Origin of the sequence: Sphingomonas sp. CL5.1 (genome assembly GCF_013344685.1) — a bacterium.
Lineage (GTDB): Bacteria > Pseudomonadota > Alphaproteobacteria > Sphingomonadales > Sphingomonadaceae > Sphingomonas.
In genome coordinates, this window is record NZ_CP050137.1 from 2,784,429 (window position 1) to 2,810,104 (window position 25,676).

Genomic DNA, 25,676 nt, shown 5'->3' on the forward strand with positions numbered 1-25,676 from the left:
CATCTGAAACCAGCCGGCGTCACGCCGGTTTTGTCCTGGCGGTGGCGGCTTATTCCATCCCGCCGGCCGGATCGGCTGCGGCCTCGCGCGCCGCTCCCTTCCATACGAAGGAAGGGGTGAAACCGAAGAAATTGTGGAACGCCGTGGCGAAGCTCGCCTGATGGCGATAGCCGACCGCGACCGCCACCGATTTGACCGACAGCCCCCGCGCCAGCAACTGCTGGGCCTCGGTCATCCGGCAATGCAGGCTGTATTCGAACACCGTCATGCCGAACAGCAGCTTGAAGCCGCGCTTCAGCTTGTCGGTGTTGGTGCCCACCGCGCGCGCCAGGCTGGCGATGGTTGGCGGATTCTCGATGTCGCGCTTCAGGATTTCGCGAGCGCGTTCGAGCATATCGATCTCGGACGCGGTCAGCGTCAGCGCGAAAGGGGCGGAATCGATCGTCCTCAGCTCGTCAACGACGTCGCAGAGGATTTCGAGCGACTTGGCGCGGATCATCTGCAAACGGTGGCGGTCGAACGGCCGGTGCTCGGTCAGCGACTTGACCGCGCCGAGCAGCGGCAGCCGCGCGGGCACCGCGACGACCGACGATTCCGCCCGGATCGGTTGCAGGAGCTGGCGGGCCAGCGGGCCGAGCTGCTCGATCGGCAGCCCGAACAGGTCGGTCAGCACGCGCGGCTCTATATACAGGCTCACCAGCTTGCGCGGCCCGGCGGAGCACAGCACCTGATAGCCGGCCTGCGCGCCAGCCTGGCACAGGATCAGCGCGGGCTGATCGAACAACCGCTCCGGCGCGCCGTCGCCCGACGCGGCGGTGTCGAGCGCGGTCGGGCCTTCGATCTGAAGGTGGATCTCGAACAGGCCCTCCGGCACGACCGCTTCCTCGCGCACCGTGGCGTAATCGGCGCGCGTGACCACCGTGAAAAGGTCGGGCGCATCCACCGGACCGTCCGCACACAAGTCCCAATAGCCTTCGCGCGCATCGTGGGAGACGGGCACCCGCGCGCCCATGATCCGGTGCGGCGGATCGATGACCTGTTCGCCCGTCCATCGCGCCGACCGGATCACGCGGAAGGCGTCGCGCAGGCCCGAATTCTCGCCGGTGAGCGCCGTCCGGAATAGAGGTTCGGTCATGGCTGGCCCGGTCAAGACATCCTCTGGCTCTGGTGGAGGCTTGTCCCTTCCCGTCCGGGGGACGGCTCCAGTGGTGGCAAGGGCAATGGCCGATTGCCGGCAGGCTAGGCGATCCGCTTCGCGCTGTCAGTAACTTTGTGCGCGGCTGGCGGCGAGCGATGGCGCCGGGGCGGTCGATTGTCGCGCGTTCTGCCGATCGCTTAAACGGGACTTCCGACTGCCAAAATCCGCGAGCTTCATCCCTCCCACCTTGGCTGTAGCCTGTCGCGATCGGCGCGCGCGGCGTGCCGTCGTCAATATTGCGGGAGGTATCAGCCGAATGAAACTCGTTCCACGCCGGTCGGGCATCGCTCTTGCGCTGACAGCCGCGCTGCTCGCCGGCACGGCGCAGGCGCGTGCCACCGCCGCATCCGCCGCCGCTACGCAGGAGCGTGGGCCCGGCGCTGTGGCGGTGTCGGCGGGAGCCGTCACGATCGGCGGCAAGCGCATCGACTTCCATGCCCATACCGGGACGATCGACGTCTATCCGCGTCCGCCGCACGATTATTCAGCCGAACAGAACGGCCCCGACGCGACCAGGGCGTCGATGTTCTACATCGCCTATTTCAGGGACGGCGCGCCGTCCGCCGACCGCCCGATCACCTTCCTCTACAATGGCGGGCCGGGGTCGGCGACCTTCTGGCTGCAAATGGGCGCGTTCGGTCCGAAGCGCATCCTGCTGCCGCGCACGCCGGGCAATCCGTCCGACAGCCCGGTGACGGTGAACAACCAGTATAGCCTGCTCGACGCCTCCGATCTCGTGTTCATCGACGCGCCGGGCACCGGGTTCAGCCGGGTGTCGGGGAAAGACCCGATGGCCTTCTACGGCGTCGATCCCGACGTGTTCGCGTTCAGCGATTTCATCCGCGCCTTCCTGACGACCTACGATCGCTGGGCGTCGCCGAAATACATCTTCGGGGAAAGCTATGGCACGACCCGCTCGGGCGCGCTGGCCAACGATCTTCAGGCCGTCAACCAGATCAAGGTCGATGGCATGATCCAGCTATCGCAGATCCTGAATTTCGATCTCGAGATCGAGACGCCCGCCGTCAATCCGGGCGCGGATCAGGCCTATGTCGTTGCGCTGCCCAGCTTCGCGGCGACGGCTTATCATCATCATCGCGCGCGGGCGGGAGCGGGCATGGACCTCGACGCGCTCCTCCGGAAGGCCGAGGATTTCGCCAATACCGACTATCTGCTGGCGCTTCAGCGGGGCAACGCGCTCGATCCGGCGGCGCGGCGGGCGATGGCGGAGAAGCTGTCGGACTTCATCGGCTTGCCCGCCGATTACATCCTGAAATCGGACCTTCGCATCGAGGGCGGGCAGTTCGCGCAGCAGTTGCTGGCCGACAAGGGGCAATCGGTCAGCCGATTGGACGGACGCGTGGCCGGGCCGCAGATCGACAGTCTCGCCAAGGCGGCGGGCTACGACCCGTTCGACGTCACCGTCTCGCCGCAATATGTCGCGGTCTATAACGATTATGTCCGCCGCGAGCTGAAATATGAGACGGCGGTGTCGTTCAAGCCCAAGTTCAACGGCTTCGCGATCTGGGACATGAACCACCGCGTCGCGCGCTCGCCCGCGATCAGGGGCGCGACCAATGTGATGACCGACCTCGCGCGGGCGATGACGTTCAACCCGAAGCTGCGGGTGATGGTCAGCGGCGGCTATTTCGATCTGGTGACGCCCTTCTATCAGGGCTGGTTCGAGATGAACCACCTGCCGATCCCGGCCGATCTCCAGAAGAATATAGAATATCGTTATTTCGCTTCGGGGCACATATCCTATTCGGACGAGGATGTGCTGAAGCAGTTTTCCGCCGATGTCCGGGCGTTCGTCACCAAGCGCCCGGAATGAACGATCCCGGCGCCCGCTCGGAACGGCGGGCGCCGGAACCGGATCAGGCGTCCTCTTCGGACAGCACGGCGAGCGGCTTCACCTCGCCGTGGTTGCGGATGAGGGCCTTCTTGCGGACGTAGCGCATCATGGTGGAGGCGCCGTAGCGCGAGCCGCCGATGCCCGACATGCCGAACGCCATCTTCTCGCCGTCGAGCGTGATCGCGCGCGGCAGGTCGGTGTCGTTGATGCTGACCGCCCCGGCGTTGACACGGGCGGCGACGCGGGTCGCTTCCTCCGGCGTCGGGCCGAACACCGCCGCCGTCAGGCCGTAGCGGGTGTCGTTGGCGAGGCGCACCGCCTCGTCCACGGTATCGAACGCCATCACCGGCACGACCGGGCCGAACGTCTCCTCGGTCATCAGCTCCATGTCGTGGGTCGCGCCGTCCACCACCGTGGCGCGCATGTAGAGGCCGCCGTCATGCTCCTCGACCGTGCCGCCGGTGACGATCCGCGCGCCCTTCGCCTCGGCGTCGCGAAGCTGGCCGGCGACGATGCCGGCCTGTCGCTCGAAGATGAACGGGCCGATCTCGCCGCGGCCCATGTCGGGATAGTTGAGCGCCAGCGCCGCCGCCTTCTCCGCCAGCAGGCGCACGAATTCCGCATGCACCTTCTCGGCGACATAGACGCGCTCGATCGCGTAGCAGACCTGCCCGGTGTTATAGACCGCGCTGCGCAGGATCGAGGTGGCGGCGCGATCGAGGTCCGCGCCCGCGAGCACGATCGCCGGGTCCTTGCCGCCAAGTTCGAGGAAGCAGGGGATCAGCCGTTGCGCCGCGGCCTGCGCCACCTTCAGCCCGGTCGGGATCGAGCCGGTGAACACGATCAGGTCCACCGCCGCGATCAGCGCTTGCCCCGTCGCGCCGTCGCCGCGCACCACCTGGATCACGCCGTCCAGTTCCGGCACCGCGCGGATCGATTCCACCAGCGGCTCGACGAAGCGCGGCGTCACCTCGCTCGGCTTCACCACCACGGTGCAGCCCGCCATCAGCGCCGGCAGCGCGTCGAAGAAGGACAGCACCATCGGGAAGTTCCACGGGCTGATGACGCCGACCACCGGATAGGGCACATATTGCTGCTCGAAATCGATATCCGGCGCGCCCGACGCGCGCGACACCGGCGCGAACACCTTCTCCGCATGCTCGGCATAGCCGTGGATCATATGGCCGATCGCATCGACCTCTTCATGGGAGATGCGCGCGCGGCCGGTGTCGATCGAGAGCGCGGTGGCGATCTTCTCCATGTCGCGCTGGAGCTGCGCCGCCCATTTGTGCAGCACCTCGGCGCGGTGGGCGATGCCGCTCTGCGCCCAGCCGACCTGTGCCGCCCGCGCCTTGCCCACGGCGGCATTGACGGCGGCGGCGTCGTCCGCCTCGAAACGATAGTCGATCTGGCCGGTGCGCGGATTGCGCGCCTGAAGTTCACTCATCACTCGGACTCCGGTTCTTCTGCTTGTGCGATTGGTCGGGTGGTTTCCCGCCAGCGGCTCGCCCAGCCGACGTCGATGTCGAACAGGTCGAGCACGCGGCCGACATTGTGGCGGACGATGTCGTCCACCGTGCCGGGCCGGGCGTAGAAAGCGGGGACGGGCGGGGCGATGATCGCGCCCGCTTCCGAAAGGGCGGTGAGCATCCGGAGATGCCCGGTATGGAGCGGCGTCTCGCGCACCATCAGCACCAGCCGGCGGCGTTCCTTCAGCGTCACGTCGGCGGCGCGGCTGAGCAGCGAGGCGGTGATGCCGGTCGATATCTCCGCCGCCGTGCGGATCGAGCAGGGGGCGATCACCATGCCGATCGTGCGGAACGACCCGCTCGCCAGCGCCGCGCCGATATCGCCGTGCGGATAGAGGCAGGTGGCGAGCGCGCGGACATGCTCGATGGTGGCGTCCGCCTCCTCCTGAAGCGTGCGGCGGCCGGCGGGGGAGACGATCACATGCGTCTCCACCTCGCTGCCCTTCAGCGCCTCCAGCAGGCGCAGGCCGAGCACGGCACCCGACGCACCGCTGATCCCGACCACCAGACGTTTCGGCGCGGCGCTCATCGACGGGGCGTGCGCAGCCAGGCGGCGAGGTCGATCGTGTCGGCGCCCGGCACGCTCTTGCGCACGAACTCCGCCTCGCGGCCCCACGGCGCGGTGGCGTCGATGATGAGGCGGCCCCAATGGTCCTTGTGCGGATCGCGATAGAAGCCGGGGATGTCGTTGAGGATCATCGCGCGCGTATCGGCCCGCCCGCGTGTCAGATAGGCCCACATCACGTCGTCGAGGTCGTAGATGTCGACGTCCTCGTCCACCGCGATGCACACCTTGTTGTAATCGAGGTGCGAGCCGAGCGCGGCGAGCAGCGCGTGCTTGCCATGACCCTCATACTGCTTCTTCAGGCGGATGATCGTGATCATCACGTTCGGCCGGCAGCTCACGTCGATCACGCCGGGCACCTGCTTCGAGACATGCTCGTAGATGCGCGCGGCGGTCGCCGCCTCCAGCGGGCGCAGGTCCTCGGTCGATCCGCAGACCAGCCCGTGCATCGTCGCGCCGGGGCGACAGGTGACGGCCGTCACCTCGAACACATGGTTCGGGCCGACCTCGACATAATAGCCCATGAACTCGCCGAACGGCCCCTCGTCGCGGCGCTCGCGGGGAAGGAAGCGGCCCTCCACGACGATATCGGCTTCGGCGGGCACCTCCATGTCGATCGTGCGGCACTTGCGCATCGGCACCGGCCCGCCGCGCAGATTGGCGGCCAGCCCCAGCTCGCTCTCGCCGTAAGGCAGCGAGGTGCAGGCGGCGAGGAAGATCTCCGGCGGCGCGCTCAGGATCAGCGCGGCCTCCAGCGGCTGCCCGCGCTCCTCCGCCTTCGCCTGATAGCGGGTGAGGTCGTGCGTGCCGCCGAGCCGCACGCGCAGCTCCTCGTCGCTGATGAACATCGAGCGGTGGAACGAAAGGTTGATCGCGCCGGTATCCGGCTCCTTCGCGGCATAGATGGCGGAGGTGAAATACGGCCCGCCGTCGCGCGCGTGATAGGTGATGAGCGGCAGGTCGCTCAGCCGGCACTCGCGGAACTCGTCGCTTTCCACCGTCCTGGTCATCGGCGCCATCGCCTGGCGTTGCAGCTCCAGCCAGCGCGGCGCGAAGCTCAGCCCCTCGGCGCCGATCAGGCGGCACAGCCGCGCGTGGCTGCCGTAGAGGTTGATCGCCACCGGAAAATCGGAGCCGGCGACGGAATGGAACAGCAGCGCCTCCTCGCCCTCGCGTTGCGCCGCGACCGCGATCGCCGCAAGCTCGTGGCGCGGCTCGACGGTGCGGTCGACATGGAGAAGCTCGCCCCGCGCATCCAGATCGGCCAGGAATTCCCGCAACATCCGCTCCTTGAAAATTCATCGGCTTTCGATCGCGGGTTTAAAGCAGAGGGGATCACCGCACGCCATAATCCCGCCGCCCGCCGGACCGTATTCTGCGCATCCCCAAAGCGGGACTTCCGACAGCCAAAGCGTGCCGCCTTTTCTCGGTGCCGAGGCCGTGTAGTTTTGCTACTCGCGATGGCGGGCCGCATGATCGAGGCCCGTCGGACACACGAATATCGGCGCGAGCCGCAGGGGGTTGGGGAGATGAAGTCGCGTTTCTGCGTTCCGGCGGAAGGCCCGTATCTGCTGGCGCACAGCGCGGGGTGCCAGCCGGTCGGGCTGGAGGCGCGGCTGGTCGACGATTATGTCCGGCCGTGGCGCGAGCATCCGGCGCGGATCTGGGACGCATGGCTCGGCAGCATCGCCGAGTTCCGCGAGGCGGTGGCCGCCCTGCTGGGCGGCAAGGCGGATGACTGGTGCCCGCAGCCGAGCATCTCCGGCGCGGTGTCGCGCTTCCTGAGCGGCATCACCTTTCCCGCCGGGCGCGACGTGGTGCTGGTGTCGGCCGAGGCGTTCCCCTCGGTCGGTTTCGCGCTCGCCGGGCTGGAGCGGCTGGGCCTGCGGTTCGAGGTGGTGCGCGGCGCGCCTGACGCCCTCGAAAGCTGGGCGCGGCTCGACGATCGCGACGTGGCGGCGGTGGTGCTCACCCACGTCCATTCCAATAGCGGACGGATCACCCCCGTCGCCGAGGTCGCCGCAAGGGCGCGGGCCAACGGCGTGGTCTCCGTCGTCGATATCGCGCAATCCGCCGGCATCCTGCCGCTCGACGTGACCGCGTGGCCGGTCGATGCGGTCGCGGGCACCTCGCTCAAATGGCTGTGCGGCGGCGCGGGCGGCTGCTTCCTGTGGGTCTCCCCGGAAAGGGTCATGGAGGTCGAGCCGGTCGAGCGCGGCTGGTTCTCGCACCTCGACCCCTTCGAGATGGATATCGAACATTTCCTGTTCGCTCCCGACGCGCGCCGCTTCTGGGGCGGTACGCCGGTGATCGCGCCTTACGTGTCGGCTCTGGAAGGGCTGCGGGTGGTGCGCGAGATCGGGGTGGAGACGATCCGGGAACACAATATCCGCCTCCAGCGCGGGTTCCTCGATGCGCTTGGCCGTAGCGGCGTTGCCGCCCCGGTTCCGGGCGAGCGCGGCGGGACCCTGTGCCTGGAACTCGGGGAAACGGTCGAGGCGGCGCTGGTCGCCGCCGGGGTGCAATGCGATCGGCGCGGCAGGATATTGCGGCTGTCGTTCGGCATCTGGAACGACGACGCGGACATCGCGATCGTCGCGCAGGCCATCGCCCGAGGCATGACGACCTGAAGATTCTGGAACGATAAAATGGACAATGCTGAAAAGTTCGAGGGCTGGATTCGCGGCCCCTTCGTGGAGATGAACACCGAGCTGGAGGACCTTTATTTCGCCCAGCCGGACCGGATGGAGATCGAAAGCGTCGGCACGTCGATCAAGGAGACGCTGCGCGACGAGGGCCGCGCGCTGATCGTCCCGCTGCTGGAGGAGGGCAAGACCGGCGACGGCTTCGTCAACGCGTTCGGCGTGCTGGGCAATGTCGGCCTCTATCTCGGCGCGCTACGTCGGCACGAGATGACCAATCCCGACCGCGAGGAGCGTTCGCCGTTCGTCGAGGCGTCGGCGCTGGCGCTGCACATCGGCGTGTCGATCGGCATGGTGCCGCGCTTCGCCACCTCGCATCTCGCGACGCACAACCTCGCGGTGAACGGGATACGCAAGAGCTTCACCTCGCTGCGCGACGAATTCCTGTTCATCGACGAGAATACGCGCGGCATCCTGAGCTTCCAGAGCGCGGCCGACGCGCTCACCCGCATCGTGCCGCTGGGCGTGACCAGCCCGGTCGCCGACGTGCTCTATGAACAGGCGAAGCAGGCGATGGCGAACGTGATCCGGTTCAACGACCGCCTGTTCACCGAGCTGGATATCGACCGCTTCTTCTTCTCCGTCCGGCCCTATTATAAGCCGTACCGCGTCGGCCGGCAGATCTATCGCGGCGCCAATGCGGGGGACTTCGCGGGCATCAACGAGATCGACCTCATGCTCGGCGTGTGCCGCGCGAGCGATCCTTCCTATTCGCAGCTCCTGCACGAGAAGATGCCGTTCATGCTGCCGTCCGAGCAGCGCCGGCTGAACGAATGTATGAGCCGCAGGAGCCTGCTCGACGAGCTGCTGCTGCTGATCGACGATCATGCCGACAAGCCGTGGTTCAGGAGCAGCGCGCGCATGTATCTCGAGGTGTTCGATCTCTATGCGGAAACGGCGCGCCAGCATCACGACCAGCTCGTGATGCGCTTCATCCAGCGGCCGAGCGACAATCTCGCGCAGGCGCGGCTCACCGGCATCACCGCCAGCGGGCCGAGCCTGGAGGTGCTGATCCGTTCGCTCGAAACGCTGCGCGACTATCGCTGCGCGGCGGATCGCCCGGACCTCGCCACCCGTCACCGCGACATTGCGCGGTTGCGCGCGGTGGCCGATGGGAGCGATGCCTGATCTCCATCGCCATGGAGACAGACAGGCCGGATAGTGATCCTCCGAACGTGCGGGCGGCGCGCCTGGCGCCCAGCTTCTGACTGGCACACGTCGCCCGCACGCTCGTGACGAACATGGCCATCCCTCGCGGGACTATTATTCGCGCTATCCGGGGCGGTGGAGCTAGCCGACCCCGGTCGGCTCCTTTCATCGGCGGTCGACAAGCCCTTTTGTCGTCGGCTTTTTTCGATGATAGGATGCCGTGCGGGCCAGATGCGGAAGATTGCCATGGACAGGAAATCGGCGAGCGAGCGCGAGTCCCGGCAGAAGGCGCTGGCGGCCCGATGGAGCATAGCGGCGGAGGCGATAGAGGCACTCGCCGGCACGCGATCGCTCGATGCCGTGGTCAGCGTGTTGCGCGCCTTCGCGCGCCGCGCGGTGGGAGCGGACGGCATCGCGGTCGTCCTGCGCGAGGAGGATCAATGCCATTATGTCGCCGAGGACGCGAAGGAGCCGCTCTGGGCCGGGCAATATTTTCCGGCCGGGAACTGCGTCTCCGGCTGGGCGATGTCGCACCATCAGACGGCGGTGATCCCCGATATCTTCGATGATCCGCGCGTTCCGGTCGAGGCATATCGCGACACCTTCGTCCGCTCGATGCTGATGGTGCCGATCGGCCGGGTCGAATCCATTGCCGCTGTAGGCGCCTATTGGTCCGATTTCGGGCAGCCGTCCGACGATGAGATCATGCTGCTCGAGGCGTTGGCGCGCGCCGCTTCGGTCGCGCTGGAGAATGAGCGGCTTTCGCGGCGCGCCGGGGGCTGAGGGCACGGCGGACGGCTTGACTTCCGGTCATCCGGGCGGTCCTTATCGCGGCATGTGTTTCCACAAGGGATTGCTCATGATTGGGCGTGATGATCGTGGATCACGAAAACGGCGCGGCGTGTGAAGCCCGCCGCATTCGTCAAGCAAGCCATTCTCAAGCCTGCGCGATCGACGATGGCGGTCGCTCTCGTGGTGATAACAGCAATCGCTCTCGTGGTGATAACAGCAATCGCCGTCCCGACGCTGATCGGCCTGGCGGCCGAGCCGCTCGCCCACGAGCGCGGCCCCTACGTGGCCTATGTTCCGATCATCATGGGCATCGCGCTCTTTCTGGGCTGGCGGCCGGCGGCGATCGTCACCCTCGGTTCGGTGATCGTCGCCAACCTGCTGTTCCACCCTGTACGCACCTTCGGCCTCGGCGAGGGGCTGATCCGGACATTGCTGTTCTGCGCGGCCAGCGCGGTCTCGATCATATTGGGGCATTTCGTCAGGCACGTCGTCATCGAGCTGGACGCAGCCGCGCGCCGCGAGGAATTCCTCGCTTCCGAACTGGGCCATCGCGCGAAGAACCATCTCGCCCTGATCGAGGCGCTCGCGCGGCAATGCCGGCAGTCCGGGGATTCGACGGAGGAATTCTTCGACAAGCTGCTCCCGCGTATCGAGACGCTTTCCCGCGCGCAGGAACTCCTCACTCGCGGCGGCTATGGGGCCTGCGATCTGAAGGGACTCGTCCGGGATGCGTTGAAGCCGTTCGAGCATCACCCCGGCATCTCGATCGCGGGGCCGACCGTGCTGGTCCCGCCCGGCCAGACGACGCCCCTTATCATGGCTATCCACGAACTCGGCACCAACGCATCGAAATACGGCGCGCTCACCGTTCCCGATGGAAGGGTCGAGATAGGCTGGCGCGTCGAGCAGGATCGCGTTGAAATCTCCTGGATCGAGCGAGGCGGGCAAGTGGTCGAGGCGCCGCGACGTCGCGGGCTCGGCTCGCGCCTGATCTCACGCCACCCGGCATTCCATGCGGCGTCACTGGAGTTCCCGCCGGAGGGCGTGCGTTGCACGATCACGCTGAAGATCGCGCAGGAGGAATTGCGGAACCCGCGGGAGACGCGCGGCGATATCTGAGCGCCGTTTCCGCCTCCGGGATATCCCCTAGGTCCCACTCCCGAATTTCCCGCCCCGCCGCTGCTTCCTATGGCGCGGGGGCGGCGCCAGCGGGTCGCCGTTTCGGGCGGGAGGTGATGACGTGAGAGCCGAAGACGAACGCTTCCGCACGCTGATGCGGCTTCCACCGCTCCTGCGCGGCGGGTTCCGGCCGTTCTTCCTCGGTGGCGCATTATGGGCGGTCATCGTGGTCGCGCTCTGGGTGCTCGCGTTCGCGGGCAGGATCGCGCTTCCCACCCGGTTCGACGCGCTCGCCTGGCATCGTCACGAGATGCTTTTCGGCTATCTCGTCGCGGTGATCGCCGGCTTCCTGATGACCGCGATCCCCAACTGGACCGGCCGCCTGCCGATCGCCGGGGGCAGGCTGGCGGCGCTGGCGGGCCTGTGGCTGGCCGCGCGGGCGGCGGTGCTGTTTTCCGCGATCACCGGCGCGGCGCTCGCTTTCCTGCTCGACGTCGGCTTTCTCGCGACGCTTGGTTTCGTCGTCGCGCGCGAGGTGATCGCCGCGAAGAACCGCAACGTCCCGATCGCGGTCGCGATCGGAATCCTTGCGCTCGCCGACGCGCTCGACCATGCGGAAGCGCTTGGCCTCGCGGTGCCGGCGGGGCTGGGCTGGCGGCTGGGTTTCGCGATCGTGCTGTTCCTCGTGTCGCTGATCGGCGGGCGCATCATCCCCTCATTCACGCGCAACTGGCTCGCGAAGCAGGGGCGGGAGAGGGGGCTTCCCACACAGCCCGGCCGCTTCGACGTGGCCACGCTCGCGGTGACCGGTATCGCCCTGCTCGTCTGGGCGGCGCTGCCCGAGAGCAAGGTCGCCGGCGCGCTGCTGGTGAGCGCGGGCTTGCTCCAGACCGTCCGCCTGGCGCGCTGGTCGGGGCTGCGTAGCTGGCGCGAGCCGATCGTGCTGATCCTGCACGTCTCCTATGCGTGGCTGCCGCTCGGGCTGTTGCTGCTCGGCGGGAGCCTGTTCGTCTGGTGCATCCCGGCCTCGTCCGCGATCCATGCGCTCGGCGCCGGGGCGATGGCGTCGATGACGCTCGCGGTGATGACGCGGGCGACGCTCGGCCATACCGGGCGGCAACTCCGCGCCGATCGCGCGACGCAGGCGATCTATCTGCTGTTGACGAGCGGGGCGGCGCTGCGCTTCGCGGCGCCGATGCTGCCGGTCGATTATGTCGGCGCGATCGCTTTGGCGGGGGCATTATGGGGTGGCGCCTTTCTGCTATTCCTCCTCGTGTACGCCCCAAAGCTGCTCGGCCCGCGCCCGGACGGCAGGGCGTGATCCGATGAACCCGATCGAGTTCGAGCCGACCCCCAACCCAGACGCGCTCCGCATCCTGCCGGGGCGCCGCGTGTCGCATGGCCAGCCCAGGCAGTTCACCAGAACGTCGCCGGTCGCCGATCCGCTGGCCGCCGAACTGCTCGCCATCGATGGCATCGAGCGTGTGCTTATCGGCGCCGATTTCGTGACCGTGGTGCGCGAGGACGCGAGCCGGACGTGGGACTCGCTGCGGCCGGAGATCGTGCTGGCGCTCTCCGATGCGCTCGATCGCGATCTTCCGCCCGAGCCGCCGACGGTGCCAGCGGAGAGCTTGCCGCTCGGCGAGATCGAGCAGCAGATCGAGGTCGTGCTCGATCGCTGGGTCCGCCCGCTGCTCGCGGCGGACGGCGGCGAGGCGGTGTTCGTGCGCTTCGATCCGACGGACGGGACGGTCTGGATTCGCATGGAGGGCGCATGCGGCGGCTGCCCCTCCGGCAGCATCACGCTGAAACGCGGGATCGAGCAGGCGATCCGGCGCTGGGTTCCCGAAGTGACGCGCGTCCTGCCGGTCGAGGCCGAGCGCGCGCGGGAGAACGATCCGAAGGCGCGGTTCCGCCAGTGGATCGCGGGGAAATGGGGGAGCCGCTAGACGAGCCGCGCGATCATCACCATCCGCACCAGTTCGGAGGCCGTCCGCGCGCCCATCTTGGTCATCACGTTGGCGCGATACACTTCAACGGTGCGCGCGCTGATCTCGAGGTCATAGGCGATCACCTTGTTCGCCTTGCCCTCGATCAGCCCTTCCATCACCTCGCGCTCGCGGCCTGACAGCGTCGCCAGCCGCTTGCCGATCGCGTCGCGCTCCAGCTCCATCTCGCCGCGGCTTTGCTGGCGGGCGAGCGTGGTGCGCACCGCGAGCAGGATCGCCTCGTCGCTGAACGGCTTCTCGATGAAATCGGAGACGCCGGCATGCAGCGCCTGGATCGCCATCGGCACGTCGGCGTGGCCGGTGATGACGATCACGGGATCGGTGACGCCGATCGCCTTGAGCTTCGCGACCAGCTCCAGCCCGTTCATTTCCGGCATGCGCACGTCGGTGATGATGCAGCCGTGCTCCATCGTCGGCACGGCCTTCAGGAACTGGCTCGCGGATTCATAGGTCCGCGTCGCGATCTCGGAACAGTCGAGCAGGAAGGAAAGCGAATCTCGGACGCCCTCGTCGTCATCGATCACATGGACGACAGGTTCACTCGGCATCGTAGAGCTCCTCCTTGCTGACGGCGGGGATGGTGAAACAGAAGACCGCGCCGCCGCCTTCGTTCGCGCCCGCCTGGATATGCCCGCCATGCGCCTCGACGATGGTGCGGCAGATCGACAGCCCCACGCCCATGCCGGTGCGTTTGGTGGTAACGAACGGCTGGAAAAGCTGATCCGCGACATCGGGGCGGATGCCGGGGCCGGTGTCCGCGACGGTGACGAGCGCCATGTCGCCGGCATCGGGCGCGACGCTGACGGTCAGCTCGCGTCGTTCGGATTCGGTCATCGCGTCGACGGCATTGCGGATCAGGTTGAGGATGACCTGCTGGATCTGCACCTTGTCGACCAGCACGAGGTCGATCTCGGGGCGCAGATCGATGCGCACGCGGATGCCATGTTCCTTGGCGCCGACCAATGCGAGCGCGCTCGCCTCCTCCAGCAGCTTGGGCAGGTTCTCCAGTCGTCGCTCGGTCTCCCCGCGCGAAACGAAGTCGCGCAGCCGCCGGATGATCTCGCCGGCACGTAGCGCCTCGGCGGCGGCGCGGTCCACCGCTTCGGCCACGCGCGCGTGCGGCACCTCCTCGCGGCGGAGCAGCGCCTTGCTGCCCATGAGATAATTGCCGATCGCGCTGAGCGGCTGGTTCAGCTCGTGCGCCAGCGCCGACGCCATCTCGCCCAGCGCGGTGAGGCGGGAGACGTGGACCAGTTCGCTCTGCAATTCCTGTAGCCGCGTCTCGGTCTGCTGCCGCTCGGTCAGGTCGCGGACGAAGCCGGTGAAGAAGCGCCCCTCGCGAAGCTGCATCTCGCCGACGGCAAGCTCCATCGGGAAGGTCGAGCCATCCTTGCGCTCGCCCACCACCACGCGCCCGACGCCGATGATGCGCCGCTCCCCGGTACGGTAATAGCGTTCCAGATAGCCGTCGTGCGCCTCGCGATAGGGGGAGGGCATCAGCATGCTGACGTTACGCCCGGTGACTTCCTCGGCGGTCCAGCCGAACTGGCGCTCGGCGGTGTCGCTGAAGTCGCGGATCAGCCCGCCCTCGTCGATGACGATCATCGCGTCGGGCACGGTCTGGAGGATCGACGTGAGGTGCGCCTCGCGCTGCGCCAGCTCGCGCGCGATCGTCTCCTCGCGCTCGCGCGCCTCTTTCAGCCACGCGCCGCCGAACGCGACCACGGTGCCGATGACGAGGAATACCGCTGCCGCGATCCAGTCGCCGGGCAACAGCGGGCCAGTGAGCGCATCGGCCGCCACCCCGGCCGCCGCGCCCGCGAAGGTCGCGATCGCCGCCGCGCGGAAGCCGCCGACCGCCGCCGCCACCACGCCGGGCACGAAGAAGATGAAGGTCGCACGATTCGCCAGCAGCGGGTCCAGCCCCAGCCGCGCGGCGAAGCCCAACGCGACGATGCCGAGCGCGATCAGCGTCACCCTGCCGCTGCCGAGGTGCTGGCCCGCCGCCGCCGGGGCTTGCCGGCGCAGCGCCGGGCGGAAGGCGACGCGCGGCACCCCGCCTCCGGTACGTCCCTTAGGATGAAGACCCAAATTTCCGCTCCCGATCGATGCGCATAGATCGTCCGCGACAAGCCCGTGGATCAAGTGGCCCAGCGGAAAGGATAATTCAACATGACTCCCCCCCTGATCGACCTGTCCGTTCATCACCAGCCGCAAGGCGCTTCGGATCGCGTCGCCTTCGGCTTCACCAAGACGCTGCGCTGGGTCGCCGACACTTTCTTCGCCAGGCGCTACGGCCATCGCGCGGTGGTGCTGGAGACGGTGGCTGCCGTGCCCGGCATGGTCGGCGCGACGATCAACCACCTGAAATGCCTGCGCCGGATGTGCGACGACCGCGGCTGGATCAAGACGCTGATGGACGAGGCCGAGAACGAGCGCATGCACCTGATGACCTTCGTCGAGGTGTGCAAGCCGACCTGGTACGAGCGCGCCGTCATCATCGGCGTGCAATGGGTGTTCTATCTCGCCTTCTTCGCGCTCTATCTTATCAGCGCGAAGACCGCGCACCGCGTCGTCGGCTACTTCGAGGAGGAGGCGGTGATCAGCTACACCCACTATCTCGCCGAGATCGACGAGGGCCGCTCCGAAAACGTGCCGGCGCCGGAGATCGCGCGGCGGTACTGGAACCTCGCTGAGGGAGCGCGGCTGCGCGACGTGGTGCTGGTGGTCCGCGCGGACGAGGCGCATCACCGCGACGTCAATCACGGCTATGCGAACGAGCTGGCCGGCAAGCCGCAGGGCGAGATCGCGCCTTGCCCGCCGCATGAAACGCTCGAACCCGCCTGGAAGCAGGCGGCGTGATCCCCAGGGGCGGCGGGCACGCCCCGCCGCCGACCGGGAGGCCGGACATGCCGCAGCCACGCATTCTCCTCGTCGACGATGATCCGGCGGTCCTTGCCGCGATCACATTCGCGCTGGAGATCGAGGGTTTCGACGTGGCGGCATACGACAGCGCGGCGGCACTGCTGGCGGGCGGGCAGGATATCCTGCCCGCCTGCATCGTGCTCGATCATCGGCTGCCCGGCATCGACGGCCTGGAGTTGCTCGCGCAGCTACGGGGACACGGCCTCGGCGCAGCGGCGATCATCATCACGAGCAATCCCTCACAGAATCTCCGCCGGCGCGTCCGCGAGGCGGGCGCCCGATTGGTGGAGAAGCCGCTATTATGTGACGAACTGGTAGCGGCGATACGGCGTGTCATCATGGACGAGCCGAACGGCCGCGACGCATAGATTGAGCAATCCGATCACAATGACGCTTTTAATGAAGGAGGCGAATGAGCGGCATTGGGTTAGCCATTGGCATACCCACGAAGGACGAGGAATCCGCCCATGACCAAGTTTCATCCCGACGCGGGCCAATGCCCCGTCTCCCACCTGACCACCGCGTTCGGCGCGCCGGTACCGGACAATCAGGACAGCCTGACCGCCGGCCCGCGCGGTCCGCTGCTCGCGCAGGACGTGTGGCTGAACGAGAAGCTCGCCAATTTCGTGCGCGAGGTGATCCCGGAACGGCGGATGCACGCCAAGGGATCGGGCGCGTTCGGCACCTTCATCGTCACCAACGACATCACCCGCTACACGCGCGCGAAGATATTCAGCGAGGTGGGCAAGAAGACGGAGATGTTCGCCCGCTTCACCACCGTCGCCGGCGAGCGCGGCGCGGCCGATGCGGAGCGCGACATTCGCGGCTTCGCGCTCAAATTCTACACGGAGGAAGGCAATTGGGACATGGTGGGCAACAATACGCCGGTCTTCTTCCTGCGCGATCCCCGCAAGTTCCCCGATCTCAACAAGGCGGTGAAGCGCGATCCGCGCACCAATATGCGCAGCGCCACCAACAATTGGGACTTCTGGACGCTACTGCCCGAAGCCTTCCATCAGGTGACGATCGTGATGTCCGAGCGCGGCATCCCAGGAGCTATCGGCACATGCACGGCTTCGGCAGCCACACCTACAGCTTCTGCAACGAGGCGGGCGAGCGTTTCTGGGTGAAGTTCCATTTCCGGTGCCAGCAGGGCATCGAGAACCTGACCGACGCGGAGGCCGTGGCGCTGGTCGGCGGCGATCGCGAATCGCACCAGCGCGATCTCTATGAAGCGATCGGGCGCGGCGATTTCCCGAAATGGAAGATGTACATCCAGATCATGCCGGAGACCGAGGCGGAGACCTATCGCTTCCACCCGTTCGACCTGACGAAGGTGTGGTACAAGGCGGATTATCCGCTGATCGAGGTCGGCGAGTTCGAGCTGAACCGTAACCCGGAGAATTTCTTCGCGGATGTCGAGCAGTCGGCTTTCGCGCCCTCAAACCTCGTGCCCGGCATCAGCGTGTCGCCGGACCGCATGTTGCAGGCGCGGCTGTTCAACTATGCCGACGCGCAGCGCTACCGGCTGGGGGTGAACTACCACCATATTCCGGTCAACGCCGCGCGCTGCCCGGTGATGAGCAATCATCGCGACGGCTATGGCCGGATGGACGGCAATTATGGCGGCCGCCCGCATTACGAGCCGAACAGCTTCGGCCAGTGGCAGCAGCAACCCGATTATGCGGAGCCGCCGCTGAGGATTTCCGGCGACGCCGCGCACTGGAACTTCCGTGAGGACGACGCCGATTATTTCACCCGGCCGCGCAAGCTGTTCCAGCAGATGAACGATGCGCAGAAGCAGGCGCTGTTCGGCAACACCGCGCGGGCGATGGGCGACGCGCCTGACTTCATCAAGCAGCGCCACATCGACAATTGCACGCGCTGCGATCCCGCTTACGGCGCGGGCGTCGCCGCCGCGCTTGGCATGACGGCGCCGGCCCAGGCGTAGCGGCACGCCTGGGCAGCGCGCGACTAGCCTTTGCGCGTCGCGCGCTCCCGCCGCGGGGCGGCGGTTTCCGGCAGCCGCATGTTCCCCTCGTCGTCCGCCGCGGGCACGGTGAAGACGCCCCAGCGGGCGAGCCGCTCGCCGAGGATCGTGCTGGAGGTCAGCGAGATCAGCCATGGCGAGGCCAGCAGGCCGGCGATCACCGGCGAGAGCCACAGGCCGAGAACCGGATCGACGACTCCGGCGGCGATGAACGCGGCGGCAAGGGCGAGATGCTCGCGCACCTTCGGCAGGACCTCGCGCAGCGGGATGCGGGCTGCCTCGCGGCTCTGCACCGTCCAGTTCGAGGGGACGCCGAGCAGCAGGCCGATCATCGCCTTGGTCTGCGTCACCATCGTCACCGGCGCGAGCAATATCGCCAGGAGGATTTCCAGCACGGCCGAGCGGACGATCGCGCCCGCGCCGCCGAAGCTCCGGCGGCGCTCGCCGTTGGCCAGCGCCCAGATCAGGCCCATCGCCTTGACGCCGAACAGGCACAGCAGCGTCACCACCAGAACCGCCGCCGGGGGGCCGTCGACGATCGCGTCGCGATGACCGAGCAGGGTCTGCGCGACCTCCGCGAGGATCAGCAGCAGCCACGCCGGCGAGGTGAGATAGGCGGAGGCGCCGATCAGCAGGTGCAGGCGGCTGGCCCAGTGGAAGCCGGCGGCGTCGAGCAGCCGCAGGTGCTGGAGGTTGCCCTGCGCCCAGCGGCGGTCACGGATGGCGTGGTCGATGATCGTGGGGGGGAATTCCTCGTAGCTGCCCTCGATCATCACCATATGGACGGCCCAGCCACGCCGCCGCAGCAGCGCCGCCTCCACCATGTCGTGGCTCTGGATCAGGCCGCCGAACGGCGGCTCGCCGGGCAGGTCGGGCAGGCCGCAGCATTCGGCGAAGGCACGCGTGCGGATGATCGCGTTATGCCCCCAGAAATTCGCCTCCGAGCCGGACCACCACACGAGGCCAGCCGACGAGATCGGGCCATAGGCGCAGGTCGCGAAACGCATCCACCGCTGGAACAGGGTGCGCGCGTTGATGATCAGCGGCACCGTCTGCAACAGGCCGACGGTGGGTTTGCTCTCCATGATCGCGGCCATGCCCACCATCGCGCTGCCGCTCATCAGGCTGTCGGCGTCGAGCACGATCATCTGCGCATAGGTCCCGCCGAAGCGGCGCACCCATTCGGCGACATTGCCCGGCTTCTTGCCGATGTTGCGGGTGCGGCGGCGATAATAGACCGGGATCGGCGCATCCGGCGCGAGCCGCGCCCAGGCCGCTTCCTCCAGCTTGCCGTGCAGTTCGCTCGAATCGCTGAGGATGAAGAAATCGAAGAACCCCGCGCCGCCGGCCTCGGCCACCGATCGCGTCATCGCCGCGACGCGGCCGAAGGTCGCCTCGATGCCCTCGTTGTGGACCGGCATCAGGATCGCGGTGCGGTGGCGCAGTGCGCCGGCCGGCTGTGGGATCGGCGCGAAGCCGGGATGCTCGCCGGTGATGAGCTTGACGAAGCCGACCAGCCCGCTGACGAAACCGAAGGCGATCCAGCTCACCAGCGGCACGAACAGCGCCAGCAGCAGCACGTCGAGCAGGCCGATGCCGTCCTCGCCGAGCGCGACCCGCAGCCCGGTCGAGGCATACATGCCCAGCACCGCCGTCGCGACGATCAGCAGCAGCCGCTTGGCGAGCAGGCCGGGTGGGGCGGTGCGCACCTCGATCGTGCCGGGCGGATTGCCGTGGAGAAGCTGCTCCGGCATCGCGAGCGGCGCCTCGGGCGGCAGCGGAACGGGGAAGGTCATGGCGAAAGCGGCTCGATCAGCGTTTCGGACAGCGCGGAATTGTCGCGACGCAGGAACAGGCGCAGCTCTTTGGGATTGGCGGCGTCGGCGCGGATATCGAGCGTGACGCGCCAGCGGCCGGGTTGGCCCACCACCGGATAAGCGGCTATCGCCAGCAGCGCCGGCTTGCCCACGTTGACCACCGCCTCGACGCCGCTCCGGCGATCCAGCCCGATCAGGCTCTTGCCTTCGAAATCGACGACATATTTGCGTGCGCCCGCGATGGGCGGCGTGCCGGGGATGCCTGCCGCGCCCGCCCAATTATCCACCACGCGCGCCACGCTGCCTTCGAACGGGTCCTGCGACATCCATCGCAGGCGATAGGCGACATCGCGCCGCTCGCCCGCGCGTGCCGGCCGGTCACCCTGCCAGAAGGCGACGATATTGTCGTTCGTCTCCCCGTCCGTCGGCATCTCGTAGAGCAGGACGGCGCCCGCGCCCCAATCCCCGACCGGCTCGACCCACAGGCTTGGCCGGCGGTCATAGAAGGCGCCGTCGTCCTGGTAATCGGCGAAGCGCTGGTCGCGCTGGATCAGGCCGAAGCCCTTCACCCCATCGGCGCGGAAGCTGGCGGTGCGCGCGTGCGGCGGGTTGGCGAGCGGTCGCCAGATGCGCTCCCCGCTGCCGGACCAGATCGCGAGCCCGTCCGAATCGTGGATCTCCGGCCGCCAGTCGGTCGCCGCGCGGCGATCGTTCTGGTCATACCAGAACATGCTGCTGGCGGGCGCAATGCCCAGCCGCCGGATGTCGCGGCGCGGGAACAGCGCGGCGCGCACCGACTGGGTGACGCCGCCGGACTCCAGCGCGCAATCGAAGGCGTAGGCGCCAGCGATGCTCGGCCCGTCGAGCAGCGCGTGGACCTTCAGGCGGCGGTCCGAGACCGGCTCGATCCAGAAATCGGTGAAGGACGGAAACTCCTCCGGCCCGTCCAGCCCGGTATCCACCGCGATGCCGCGCGCCGACAGGCCATATTGATCCTGCGGCCCGACCGCGCGGAAATAGGAGGCGCCGAGGAAGGCGAGCCAGTCGCCCGACAGGTTCGGGTTGAGCACGCGGAAGCCCGCCGGGGCGGTCGGCTCGTCGCCGGCGAACAGCCCGTCCGTCGCGATCAGCGGACGGGCCATGCCGTCTTCGACGAGGTTGATCGAGACCGGCACCGGCGCGAGATAGGTCGCCGGCATCAGCCGCACGAAGCCGGCGAGCCGCTCCGCCGCGCCATAAGCGCGCCGTGTCGCCGCATCGAAATCGGGCGCGACATCATGCGCGGGCTGGCGCGCCACGTAACGGCGCGTGGCGAGCGCCTGCGCGCGCGAGACCAGCCGATCCCATGAGAAAGGCGTCGGCGGCCCGAATTCCGGCGCGCGCGGAGTCGCTGCCCGAGCCTGCGCCGTCACCATCGCGCCAGCCAGAAGGGCCAGGCTGGACCGCCGTGAAATTCGCACCGGGCCGTTCAAATCCGCATCGCCGTCACCAGATGACGCTCCTCTTACGGCTTCCGCGCGGAAAAGCGCGGCTGTCGTCAACGGCCCACGGCGTCTCGCGACCGGTTCAGCGCAGCCCGGTGATGACGCGCATGCCGGGTTTCAGCATGTCCGACGCCACCTCGCTTTTGCGTCCGTCGCTGCCGCCGCGCGTGACGGGGATGCGCTCCGGCGTGCCGTCGCTGCCGGTGACATAGACGGCCTCGCCATGCACCTCGCCCGGCGCGCGCGCCGCGTCGCTTGCCCGCCCGAAGTGCAACGCGCTGTCCGGCACCACCAGCACGTCGCGGCGCAGGCCGAGATCGAGCTGCACCGTGACGGTGGTTCCAACCCGCAACGCCGCGCCGGGGTTCCCCAGCTCCAGCGTGATGCCGACCGGCACGGTGTCGGCTGCGGCGGGCTTCGGCAGACTGCGCGCCGGGCTGGGCGGTGCGGCGGTTTCGGTGACGCGGAGGATCGGCGCGGCAATGGCTTTCCCCGATGCCGTGGTGACGATCGCGCGAGTCGGGTGAGCCTCGCGCAGCCTCAGCGCCTGCGCCCGGTCCGTGGCGATCTCCAGCCGCAGGCGGCTATACGGTTCGGCGATGGCGAACAGGTGCCGACCCGGCGTGCCGCCGATGCTCTGGCCGACGGCGACGAAGCGGCGCGCGATCACGCCGGCGATCGGCGCGCGGATATCCGCCGACGCGAGCCGCGCCTCGCGCTCGTTCAGCGCGGTGCGGGCGGAAGCCACCTCCACCTGCGCGGCGTCCACGGCGTCGTTCGCGCGCTTCGCCGTCTCCTGCGCCGCCGCCATCTCACGGTTCGACGGCACGCTGCCGCCCGAGCGCCGCCGCACGCGCTGATAGAGCGCCAGCCGGCCCTCGATATCCTCCTTCGCCGCCTGCGCCTTGCCGAGCGCGGCCTGACGCGCGTCGAGCAATTGCCGGGCCTGGTCGATCGCTTCCCGAAACGGCGCCGGATCGAGGCGGGCGAGGATATCCCCCTTGCTCACCGGCTGCCCGTCCTCGACCGCGACATCGCGGATCACGCCTTGCTGCCCGGTGTCGACCATATGCACCGCGACAGGTTGCAGTCGCCCGCCGCCGAACAGCTTCAGCGGGATATCGACGCGGGCGACCGGCTCGGTGGCATATTCGGTCGCCAGACCGCCGTTCACGAATCGGCCGACGAGGACGATCAGCACGACCGCCGCAAGCCCGATCGACAGCCATCGTATCCAGCGCCGCCACGATCCGCCGGGATTCGTGCCGAGGAATTCGTCGACGGAGGGGCCGGCGGCCTGTCCGATATCGTCAGGGGCGTCGGCCATCCGCCTCCGGCTCCCAGCTTCCGCCGAGCGCGGTGAACAGGTCGATCAGCGCCGTGGCGCGATCCGCCGCGGCATCGACCCGTTCGTTGCGCACCGCGAGCAGCGCGCGCTCGGCATTCTGTAGCGCGACCTGATCGCTCGTCCCTTCGCGATATTGCTTGCGCGCCATCGCCGCGAGTTGCCCGGCATCGGCGACGGCCTTGTCCAGCGCGGCCTCGCGGGCCTTGGCGGAGGCGAAGGCGGTGCGGGCGTTCTCCGCTTCCTCCAGCATCCGCAGCACCGCTTCCCTATAGGCCGCGAGCGTCCCCTTCGTGCCGCCGCCCCATGTCCGCGCCTGTCCGAGCCGCAACGCGGCCAGCCGCGCGTCGGGCCGGTGCGTCAGCAGGTCGGACGGTGCGCCGGCCACGATCTCCGCCGGCCCCACGGGGATCGGCGCGGGCGGGGCAAGCTGCTCGCGCAGCGCGGCGGGGGCCTGTCCTGTAAGGACCGCGATATGCGCGATATCCGCCGCGATCCCGGCTTCCAGCGCGGGAATGGCCGCCGCGACGCGATCGCTCTCCGCGACGGCCTGCAACGCGTCGAGCGGTGTGACCAGCTTGGCCTCTTCGCGGAACCGGGCGATCTCCTGGTCCTCCCGCCGGATGGTCAGGTGGGCGCGGATGTTCCCGATCTTCGCCTGCCGCGCGCACAAAGCGACATAGCTGCGCGCGATCGCCGCCTCGGTGGCGATACGCTTCATCGCCTGTTGATAGCCAGCCTTGCCACTCGCGACCGGGCCGGGCTCGCTCCCGCGTTCGACCAGCGCGTCGAGCAGCGGATCGTCGAAGCGGCGCCACCAGCGGGTGAGGTCTTCGGCGCGGAGCGGCTGCTGCGCGGCCGCGTCCCCCGAATAAAGATCGGGCAAGCCGAGCTGCGCCAGCGTGATCGGCCGCCCGCCGCCCGACATGTTCTCGCACCCGGACAGGCCCAGCAGCGCCGAGGCGCACAACAACGCTGTTCTAGCTACGCCCATTCACATCCCGATACTTCAACCCCAACGCGCTGAACCATCGAGGGACGCGGGCGTTGCGGTTCTTCCCTCACAAGTCGAACAGCGTCTGGTTCCGTAGCGCGCGGGCGGCCCATGTCCAGTGCGCGAGGGAAGGTGCGCATTGTTGCCGACGCGGAAATCGGGTTAGCGTGGCGCTCATGGAAAAAGTCCCCGCCAAGGCGACCGCGCGCGAAACGGCAGGTTTCACGCTGCTTCTCATCTCCGTCACGGCCGCGATGATCTGGTCGCTCTGGGCCTTTTCGGGGGCGATCCTGTGGGCGATCGTGCTGGCGGTGGTGTTCAGCCCGCTCAAGGAGCGGGTCCAGCGCGCGATGCCGGGTAGGGAAGGGCTGGCGACCGCGATCACGCTGCTCATCATCGTGTGCGGCGTGCTGTTCCCGGTCAGCCTGCTCATCAACATGCTGATCGGCGAGGCGGCGGGGCTGGTCGCGCGGCTCCAGTCGAACCCGGCGGAGCTGCCGGCACTGTTCGACCGGGTCGTCCATGCGCTGCCGGACTGGGCGCAATCGTGGCTGCATCAATCCGGGTGGGACAATCTGTCGACGCTGGGCGACCGGCTCGCCGCCAATATCCAGACGCTGGCGCAGGCGCTGGGGGCGAAGGCGCTGTCGATCGGTGCCGATCTGCTCAGCTATCTCGTCGCGCTGCTGGTAGCGCTCTACCTGATCTACGTCTTTCTGCGGCACGGGCGGATGCTGGTCGAGCGCGCGGGCGCGGTGATGCCGCTGGCGCCGCAACGGCGCGCGGTGCTGGCGCGCAATTTCATCTCGGTGGTGCGCGCCACGGTGAAAGGATCGATCGTCGTCTCGGTGGCGCAGGGCACGGCGGGCGGGGTGATAATGTGGCTGCTCGGCGTGCCCAACGCCTTGCTGTGGGCGGTGGTGATGGCCTTCTCGTCATTGCTGCCGGCGGTGGGAACCGGGCTGGTATGGGTGCCGGCCTCGCTCTACCTGCTCGCGACCGGCCATATCTGGCAGGGGATCGTGATGGCGCTGATGGGCGCCTTCGTGATCGGCACGATCGACAATGTGCTGCGCCCGATCCTCGTCGGGCGCGAGACGCAGATGCCCGACGCGCTGGTGCTGCTGGTGACGCTGGGAGGATTGTCCGCATTCGGGTTCAACGGCCTCATCATCGGCCCGGTCATCGCCTCGCTGTTCCTCGCCACATGGGAAATGGTGCGCGAGGATCAGGGCGCGTAGTCAGGCCGAAGTCGTCTTGCTCCGGCGCGACAGCACCTCCGCCATATCCGCGACGAGCCGGCTGATCGGCCCGCTCGCTTCCCAGGCGTAGAGCGAGGCGGCCATCGGCTGCTCGTCGCCCAGCGCGCGGTGGATGCGGACCCGCCGCCCCAGTGTCGAGCGGCGCGGCAGGAGCGAGATGCCCATCCCCGCTTCGATCGCGACGAGGACGCCGGACAGGCTGCTGCCGGTGAAGGCGATATACCAGCGGCGCTGCTCCTGCTCGATCCGCGCGAACATCTCGTCGCGATAGAGGCCGCCCGGCGGGAAGGAGACGAGCGGGACCGGATCGGGCCATTGCCGCTCGACGACGGCGCTCTCGAACCACGCCATCGGCTCCGGGAAGGAGGCGCGGCAATCGGCGGCGGCCTCATGCTCCTTGACGACCACGATATCGAATTCGCCGTTGCGGTAGCGGCGTGTCAGTTCGCGGCTCAACCCGGTCGTCACATCCAGCCGCGTCTCGCGATGGGCTTCGGAGAAAGCGGCGAAGATCCGTGCCATGTCCGGCGTGACGATATCGTCCGGCACGCCGATGCGCACCGCCGTAGTGCCGGCCGGATCGGCGAGCAGGCCCGTCGCCTCGTCCTGCAACGCCAGGATGCGCCGGGCATAGCCGAGCAGGCGCTCGCCGGCGGGGGTGGGGAGGACCGGGCGCGCCGCGCGGTCGATCAGCGCATGGCCCACCGCCTGCTCCAGCCGGGCGAGCTGCTGGCTGATCGTCGATTGCGTCATGTTGAGTCGCGCGGCCGCGCCGGTGAAGCTCTGCTGGTCGGCGATCGCGACGAAGGCGCGGAGCAGGCGGGGATCGAGCATCGGAGACATTCACATATTGGATGGAGTTCATCATAATATCTTGTTTGCGCATGATATGGAACCGGCCGTACAAACGGCGCGGAAACGACCCTCCGCATTCGAGAAGG

General features: G+C 68.1%; 21 protein-coding genes and 1 pseudogene. 11 read left to right on the forward strand and 11 right to left on the reverse strand.

Annotation, left to right across the window (positions count from 1 at the left end; genetic code table 11):
* Positions 1–49: 49 nt before the first annotated feature.
* On the reverse strand, positions 50–1,135 hold the full coding sequence (locus F9288_RS13505) for an AraC family transcriptional regulator (RefSeq protein WP_174837265.1): 1,086 nt from the start codon (positions 1,133–1,135) through the stop codon (positions 50–52).
* Positions 1,136–1,454: 319 nt separating this feature from the next.
* On the opposite strand from F9288_RS13505, the gene F9288_RS13510 reads away from it, so the two are divergent.
* On the forward strand, positions 1,455–3,032 hold the full coding sequence (locus F9288_RS13510) for a S10 family peptidase (RefSeq protein WP_174837266.1): 1,578 nt from the start codon (positions 1,455–1,457) through the stop codon (positions 3,030–3,032).
* Between the two features lie 43 nt (positions 3,033–3,075).
* Here the strand turns inward: F9288_RS13510 and F9288_RS13515 are convergent, their stop codons facing one another.
* The 3 genes from F9288_RS13515 to F9288_RS13525 are packed head-to-tail and all read right to left on the reverse strand — an operon-like array spanning position 3,076 to position 6,430.
* Positions 3,076–4,500, reverse strand: a complete 1,425-nt coding sequence (locus F9288_RS13515; RefSeq protein WP_174837267.1) for an aldehyde dehydrogenase family protein — start codon at positions 4,498–4,500, stop codon at positions 3,076–3,078.
* A complete protein-coding gene (locus tag F9288_RS13520; protein ID WP_174837268.1) occupies positions 4,500–5,111 on the reverse strand; it encodes a UbiX family flavin prenyltransferase in 612 nt (203 codons plus the stop codon). Before F9288_RS13520 ends, F9288_RS13515 begins: the two co-directional genes overlap by 1 nt.
* Positions 5,108–6,430 (reverse strand): UbiD family decarboxylase, encoded by a 1,323-nt coding sequence (locus F9288_RS13525; RefSeq protein ID WP_217482523.1) that lies wholly within the window; start codon positions 6,428–6,430, stop codon positions 5,108–5,110. The genes F9288_RS13520 and F9288_RS13525 overlap by 4 nt, the downstream gene beginning before the upstream one ends.
* A 189-nt stretch (positions 6,431–6,619) precedes the next feature.
* Between F9288_RS13525 and F9288_RS13530 the strand changes: the two genes are divergently transcribed.
* From F9288_RS13530 to F9288_RS13555, 6 genes are all read left to right on the forward strand, one after another.
* Positions 6,620–7,777: an aminotransferase class V-fold PLP-dependent enzyme gene (locus tag F9288_RS13530; RefSeq protein ID WP_174837269.1), complete on the forward strand. Its 1,158-nt coding sequence runs from the start codon at positions 6,620–6,622 to the stop codon at positions 7,775–7,777.
* An 18-nt stretch (positions 7,778–7,795) separates the two neighbouring features.
* Positions 7,796–8,977, forward strand: coding sequence for a monodechloroaminopyrrolnitrin synthase PrnB family protein (locus tag F9288_RS13535; protein WP_174837270.1), 1,182 nt, complete (start codon positions 7,796–7,798; stop codon positions 8,975–8,977).
* A 267-nt stretch (positions 8,978–9,244) separates the two neighbouring features.
* Entirely contained in the window at positions 9,245–9,781 is a 537-nt protein-coding gene (locus F9288_RS13540) for a GAF domain-containing protein (RefSeq protein WP_174837271.1), read from the forward strand.
* Positions 9,782–9,955: 174 nt separating this feature from the next.
* Complete coding sequence (locus F9288_RS13545) at positions 9,956–10,909, forward strand: sensor histidine kinase (protein ID WP_174837272.1); 954 nt, start codon at positions 9,956–9,958, stop codon at positions 10,907–10,909.
* Between the two features lie 121 nt (positions 10,910–11,030).
* Entirely contained in the window at positions 11,031–12,230 is a 1,200-nt protein-coding gene (locus F9288_RS13550) for an NnrS family protein (protein WP_217482524.1), read from the forward strand.
* 4 nt (positions 12,231–12,234) lie between these two features.
* On the forward strand, positions 12,235–12,858 hold the full coding sequence (locus F9288_RS13555) for a NifU family protein (RefSeq protein WP_174837273.1): 624 nt from the start codon (positions 12,235–12,237) through the stop codon (positions 12,856–12,858).
* On the opposite strand, the gene fixJ is transcribed toward F9288_RS13555, so the two are convergent.
* A complete protein-coding gene (fixJ, locus tag F9288_RS13560; RefSeq protein WP_174837274.1) occupies positions 12,855–13,466 on the reverse strand; it encodes a response regulator FixJ in 612 nt (203 codons plus the stop codon). The genes F9288_RS13555 and fixJ overlap by 4 nt on opposite strands.
* A complete protein-coding gene (locus F9288_RS13565; protein WP_254620882.1) occupies positions 13,456–15,009 on the reverse strand; it encodes a PAS domain-containing sensor histidine kinase in 1,554 nt (517 codons plus the stop codon). Before F9288_RS13565 ends, fixJ begins: the two co-directional genes overlap by 11 nt.
* 81 nt (positions 15,010–15,090) lie before the next feature.
* On the opposite strand from F9288_RS13565, the gene F9288_RS13570 reads away from it, so the two are divergent.
* The 3 genes and pseudogenes from F9288_RS13570 to F9288_RS13580 all read left to right on the forward strand — a co-directional run bounded on the left by F9288_RS13570 (position 15,091) and on the right by F9288_RS13580 (position 17,794).
* A complete protein-coding gene (locus tag F9288_RS13570; protein ID WP_174837276.1) occupies positions 15,091–15,780 on the forward strand; it encodes an alternative oxidase in 690 nt (229 codons plus the stop codon).
* 47 nt (positions 15,781–15,827) lie between these two features.
* On the forward strand, positions 15,828–16,211 hold the full coding sequence (locus tag F9288_RS13575; protein WP_174837277.1) for a response regulator transcription factor: 384 nt from the start codon (positions 15,828–15,830) through the stop codon (positions 16,209–16,211).
* Between the two features lie 99 nt (positions 16,212–16,310).
* Positions 16,311–17,794 (forward strand): annotated as a pseudogene (locus F9288_RS13580) (catalase).
* Between the two features lie 23 nt (positions 17,795–17,817).
* Here the strand turns inward: F9288_RS13580 and mdoH are convergent.
* From mdoH to F9288_RS13600, 4 genes are all read right to left on the reverse strand, one after another.
* On the reverse strand, positions 17,818–19,629 hold the full coding sequence (gene mdoH / locus F9288_RS13585; RefSeq protein ID WP_174837278.1) for a glucans biosynthesis glucosyltransferase MdoH: 1,812 nt from the start codon (positions 19,627–19,629) through the stop codon (positions 17,818–17,820).
* Complete coding sequence (locus F9288_RS13590) at positions 19,626–21,065, reverse strand: glucan biosynthesis protein (protein ID WP_174837279.1); 1,440 nt, start codon at positions 21,063–21,065, stop codon at positions 19,626–19,628. Before F9288_RS13590 ends, mdoH begins: the two co-directional genes overlap by 4 nt.
* Positions 21,066–21,216: 151 nt before the next feature.
* Positions 21,217–22,461: an efflux RND transporter periplasmic adaptor subunit gene (locus F9288_RS13595; protein WP_174837280.1), complete on the reverse strand. Its 1,245-nt coding sequence runs from the start codon at positions 22,459–22,461 to the stop codon at positions 21,217–21,219.
* On the reverse strand, positions 22,445–23,452 hold the full coding sequence (locus F9288_RS13600) for a TolC family protein (protein ID WP_174837281.1): 1,008 nt from the start codon (positions 23,450–23,452) through the stop codon (positions 22,445–22,447). The genes F9288_RS13595 and F9288_RS13600 overlap by 17 nt, the downstream gene beginning before the upstream one ends.
* Before the next feature lie 197 nt (positions 23,453–23,649).
* On the opposite strand from F9288_RS13600, the gene F9288_RS13605 reads away from it, so the two are divergent.
* Complete coding sequence (locus F9288_RS13605; protein WP_174837282.1) at positions 23,650–24,714, forward strand: AI-2E family transporter; 1,065 nt, start codon at positions 23,650–23,652, stop codon at positions 24,712–24,714.
* On the opposite strand, the gene F9288_RS13610 is transcribed toward F9288_RS13605, so the two are convergent.
* Positions 24,715–25,569, reverse strand: a complete 855-nt coding sequence (locus tag F9288_RS13610) for a LysR family transcriptional regulator (protein ID WP_174837283.1) — start codon at positions 25,567–25,569, stop codon at positions 24,715–24,717.
* Positions 25,570–25,676: the final 107 nt, after the last annotated feature.

Excerpts from the sequence above, each read along its gene's own strand:
- F9288_RS13555 (WP_174837273.1), top strand. The coding sequence starts at position 12,235 with ATGAACCCGATCGAGTTCGAGCCGACCCCCAACCCAGACGCGCTCCGC.
- F9288_RS13510 (WP_174837266.1), top strand. The coding sequence starts at position 1,455 with ATGAAACTCGTTCCACGCCGGTCGGGCATCGCTCTTGCGCTGACAGCC.
- F9288_RS13605 (WP_174837282.1), top strand. The coding sequence starts at position 23,650 with ATGGAAAAAGTCCCCGCCAAGGCGACCGCGCGCGAAACGGCAGGTTTC.
- F9288_RS13505 (WP_174837265.1), bottom strand. The coding sequence starts at position 1,135 with ATGACCGAACCTCTATTCCGGACGGCGCTCACCGGCGAGAATTCGGGC.
- F9288_RS13540 (WP_174837271.1), top strand. The coding sequence starts at position 9,245 with ATGGACAGGAAATCGGCGAGCGAGCGCGAGTCCCGGCAGAAGGCGCTG.
- F9288_RS13535 (WP_174837270.1), top strand. The coding sequence starts at position 7,796 with ATGGACAATGCTGAAAAGTTCGAGGGCTGGATTCGCGGCCCCTTCGTG.
- F9288_RS13595 (WP_174837280.1), bottom strand. The coding sequence starts at position 22,461 with ATGGCCGACGCCCCTGACGATATCGGACAGGCCGCCGGCCCCTCCGTC.
- fixJ (WP_174837274.1), bottom strand. The coding sequence starts at position 13,466 with ATGCCGAGTGAACCTGTCGTCCATGTGATCGATGACGACGAGGGCGTC.
- F9288_RS13590 (WP_174837279.1), bottom strand. The coding sequence starts at position 21,065 with ATGGTGACGGCGCAGGCTCGGGCAGCGACTCCGCGCGCGCCGGAATTC.
- F9288_RS13575 (WP_174837277.1), top strand. The coding sequence starts at position 15,828 with ATGCCGCAGCCACGCATTCTCCTCGTCGACGATGATCCGGCGGTCCTT.
- F9288_RS13520 (WP_174837268.1), bottom strand. The coding sequence starts at position 5,111 with ATGAGCGCCGCGCCGAAACGTCTGGTGGTCGGGATCAGCGGTGCGTCG.
- mdoH (WP_174837278.1), bottom strand. The coding sequence starts at position 19,629 with ATGACCTTCCCCGTTCCGCTGCCGCCCGAGGCGCCGCTCGCGATGCCG.
- F9288_RS13610 (WP_174837283.1), bottom strand. The coding sequence starts at position 25,569 with ATGCTCGATCCCCGCCTGCTCCGCGCCTTCGTCGCGATCGCCGACCAG.
- F9288_RS13515 (WP_174837267.1), bottom strand. The coding sequence starts at position 4,500 with ATGAGTGAACTTCAGGCGCGCAATCCGCGCACCGGCCAGATCGACTAT.
- F9288_RS13530 (WP_174837269.1), top strand. The coding sequence starts at position 6,620 with ATGATCGAGGCCCGTCGGACACACGAATATCGGCGCGAGCCGCAGGGG.
- F9288_RS13545 (WP_174837272.1), top strand. The coding sequence starts at position 9,956 with ATGGCGGTCGCTCTCGTGGTGATAACAGCAATCGCTCTCGTGGTGATA.
- F9288_RS13525 (WP_217482523.1), bottom strand. The coding sequence starts at position 6,430 with ATGTTGCGGGAATTCCTGGCCGATCTGGATGCGCGGGGCGAGCTTCTC.
- F9288_RS13570 (WP_174837276.1), top strand. The coding sequence starts at position 15,091 with ATGACTCCCCCCCTGATCGACCTGTCCGTTCATCACCAGCCGCAAGGC.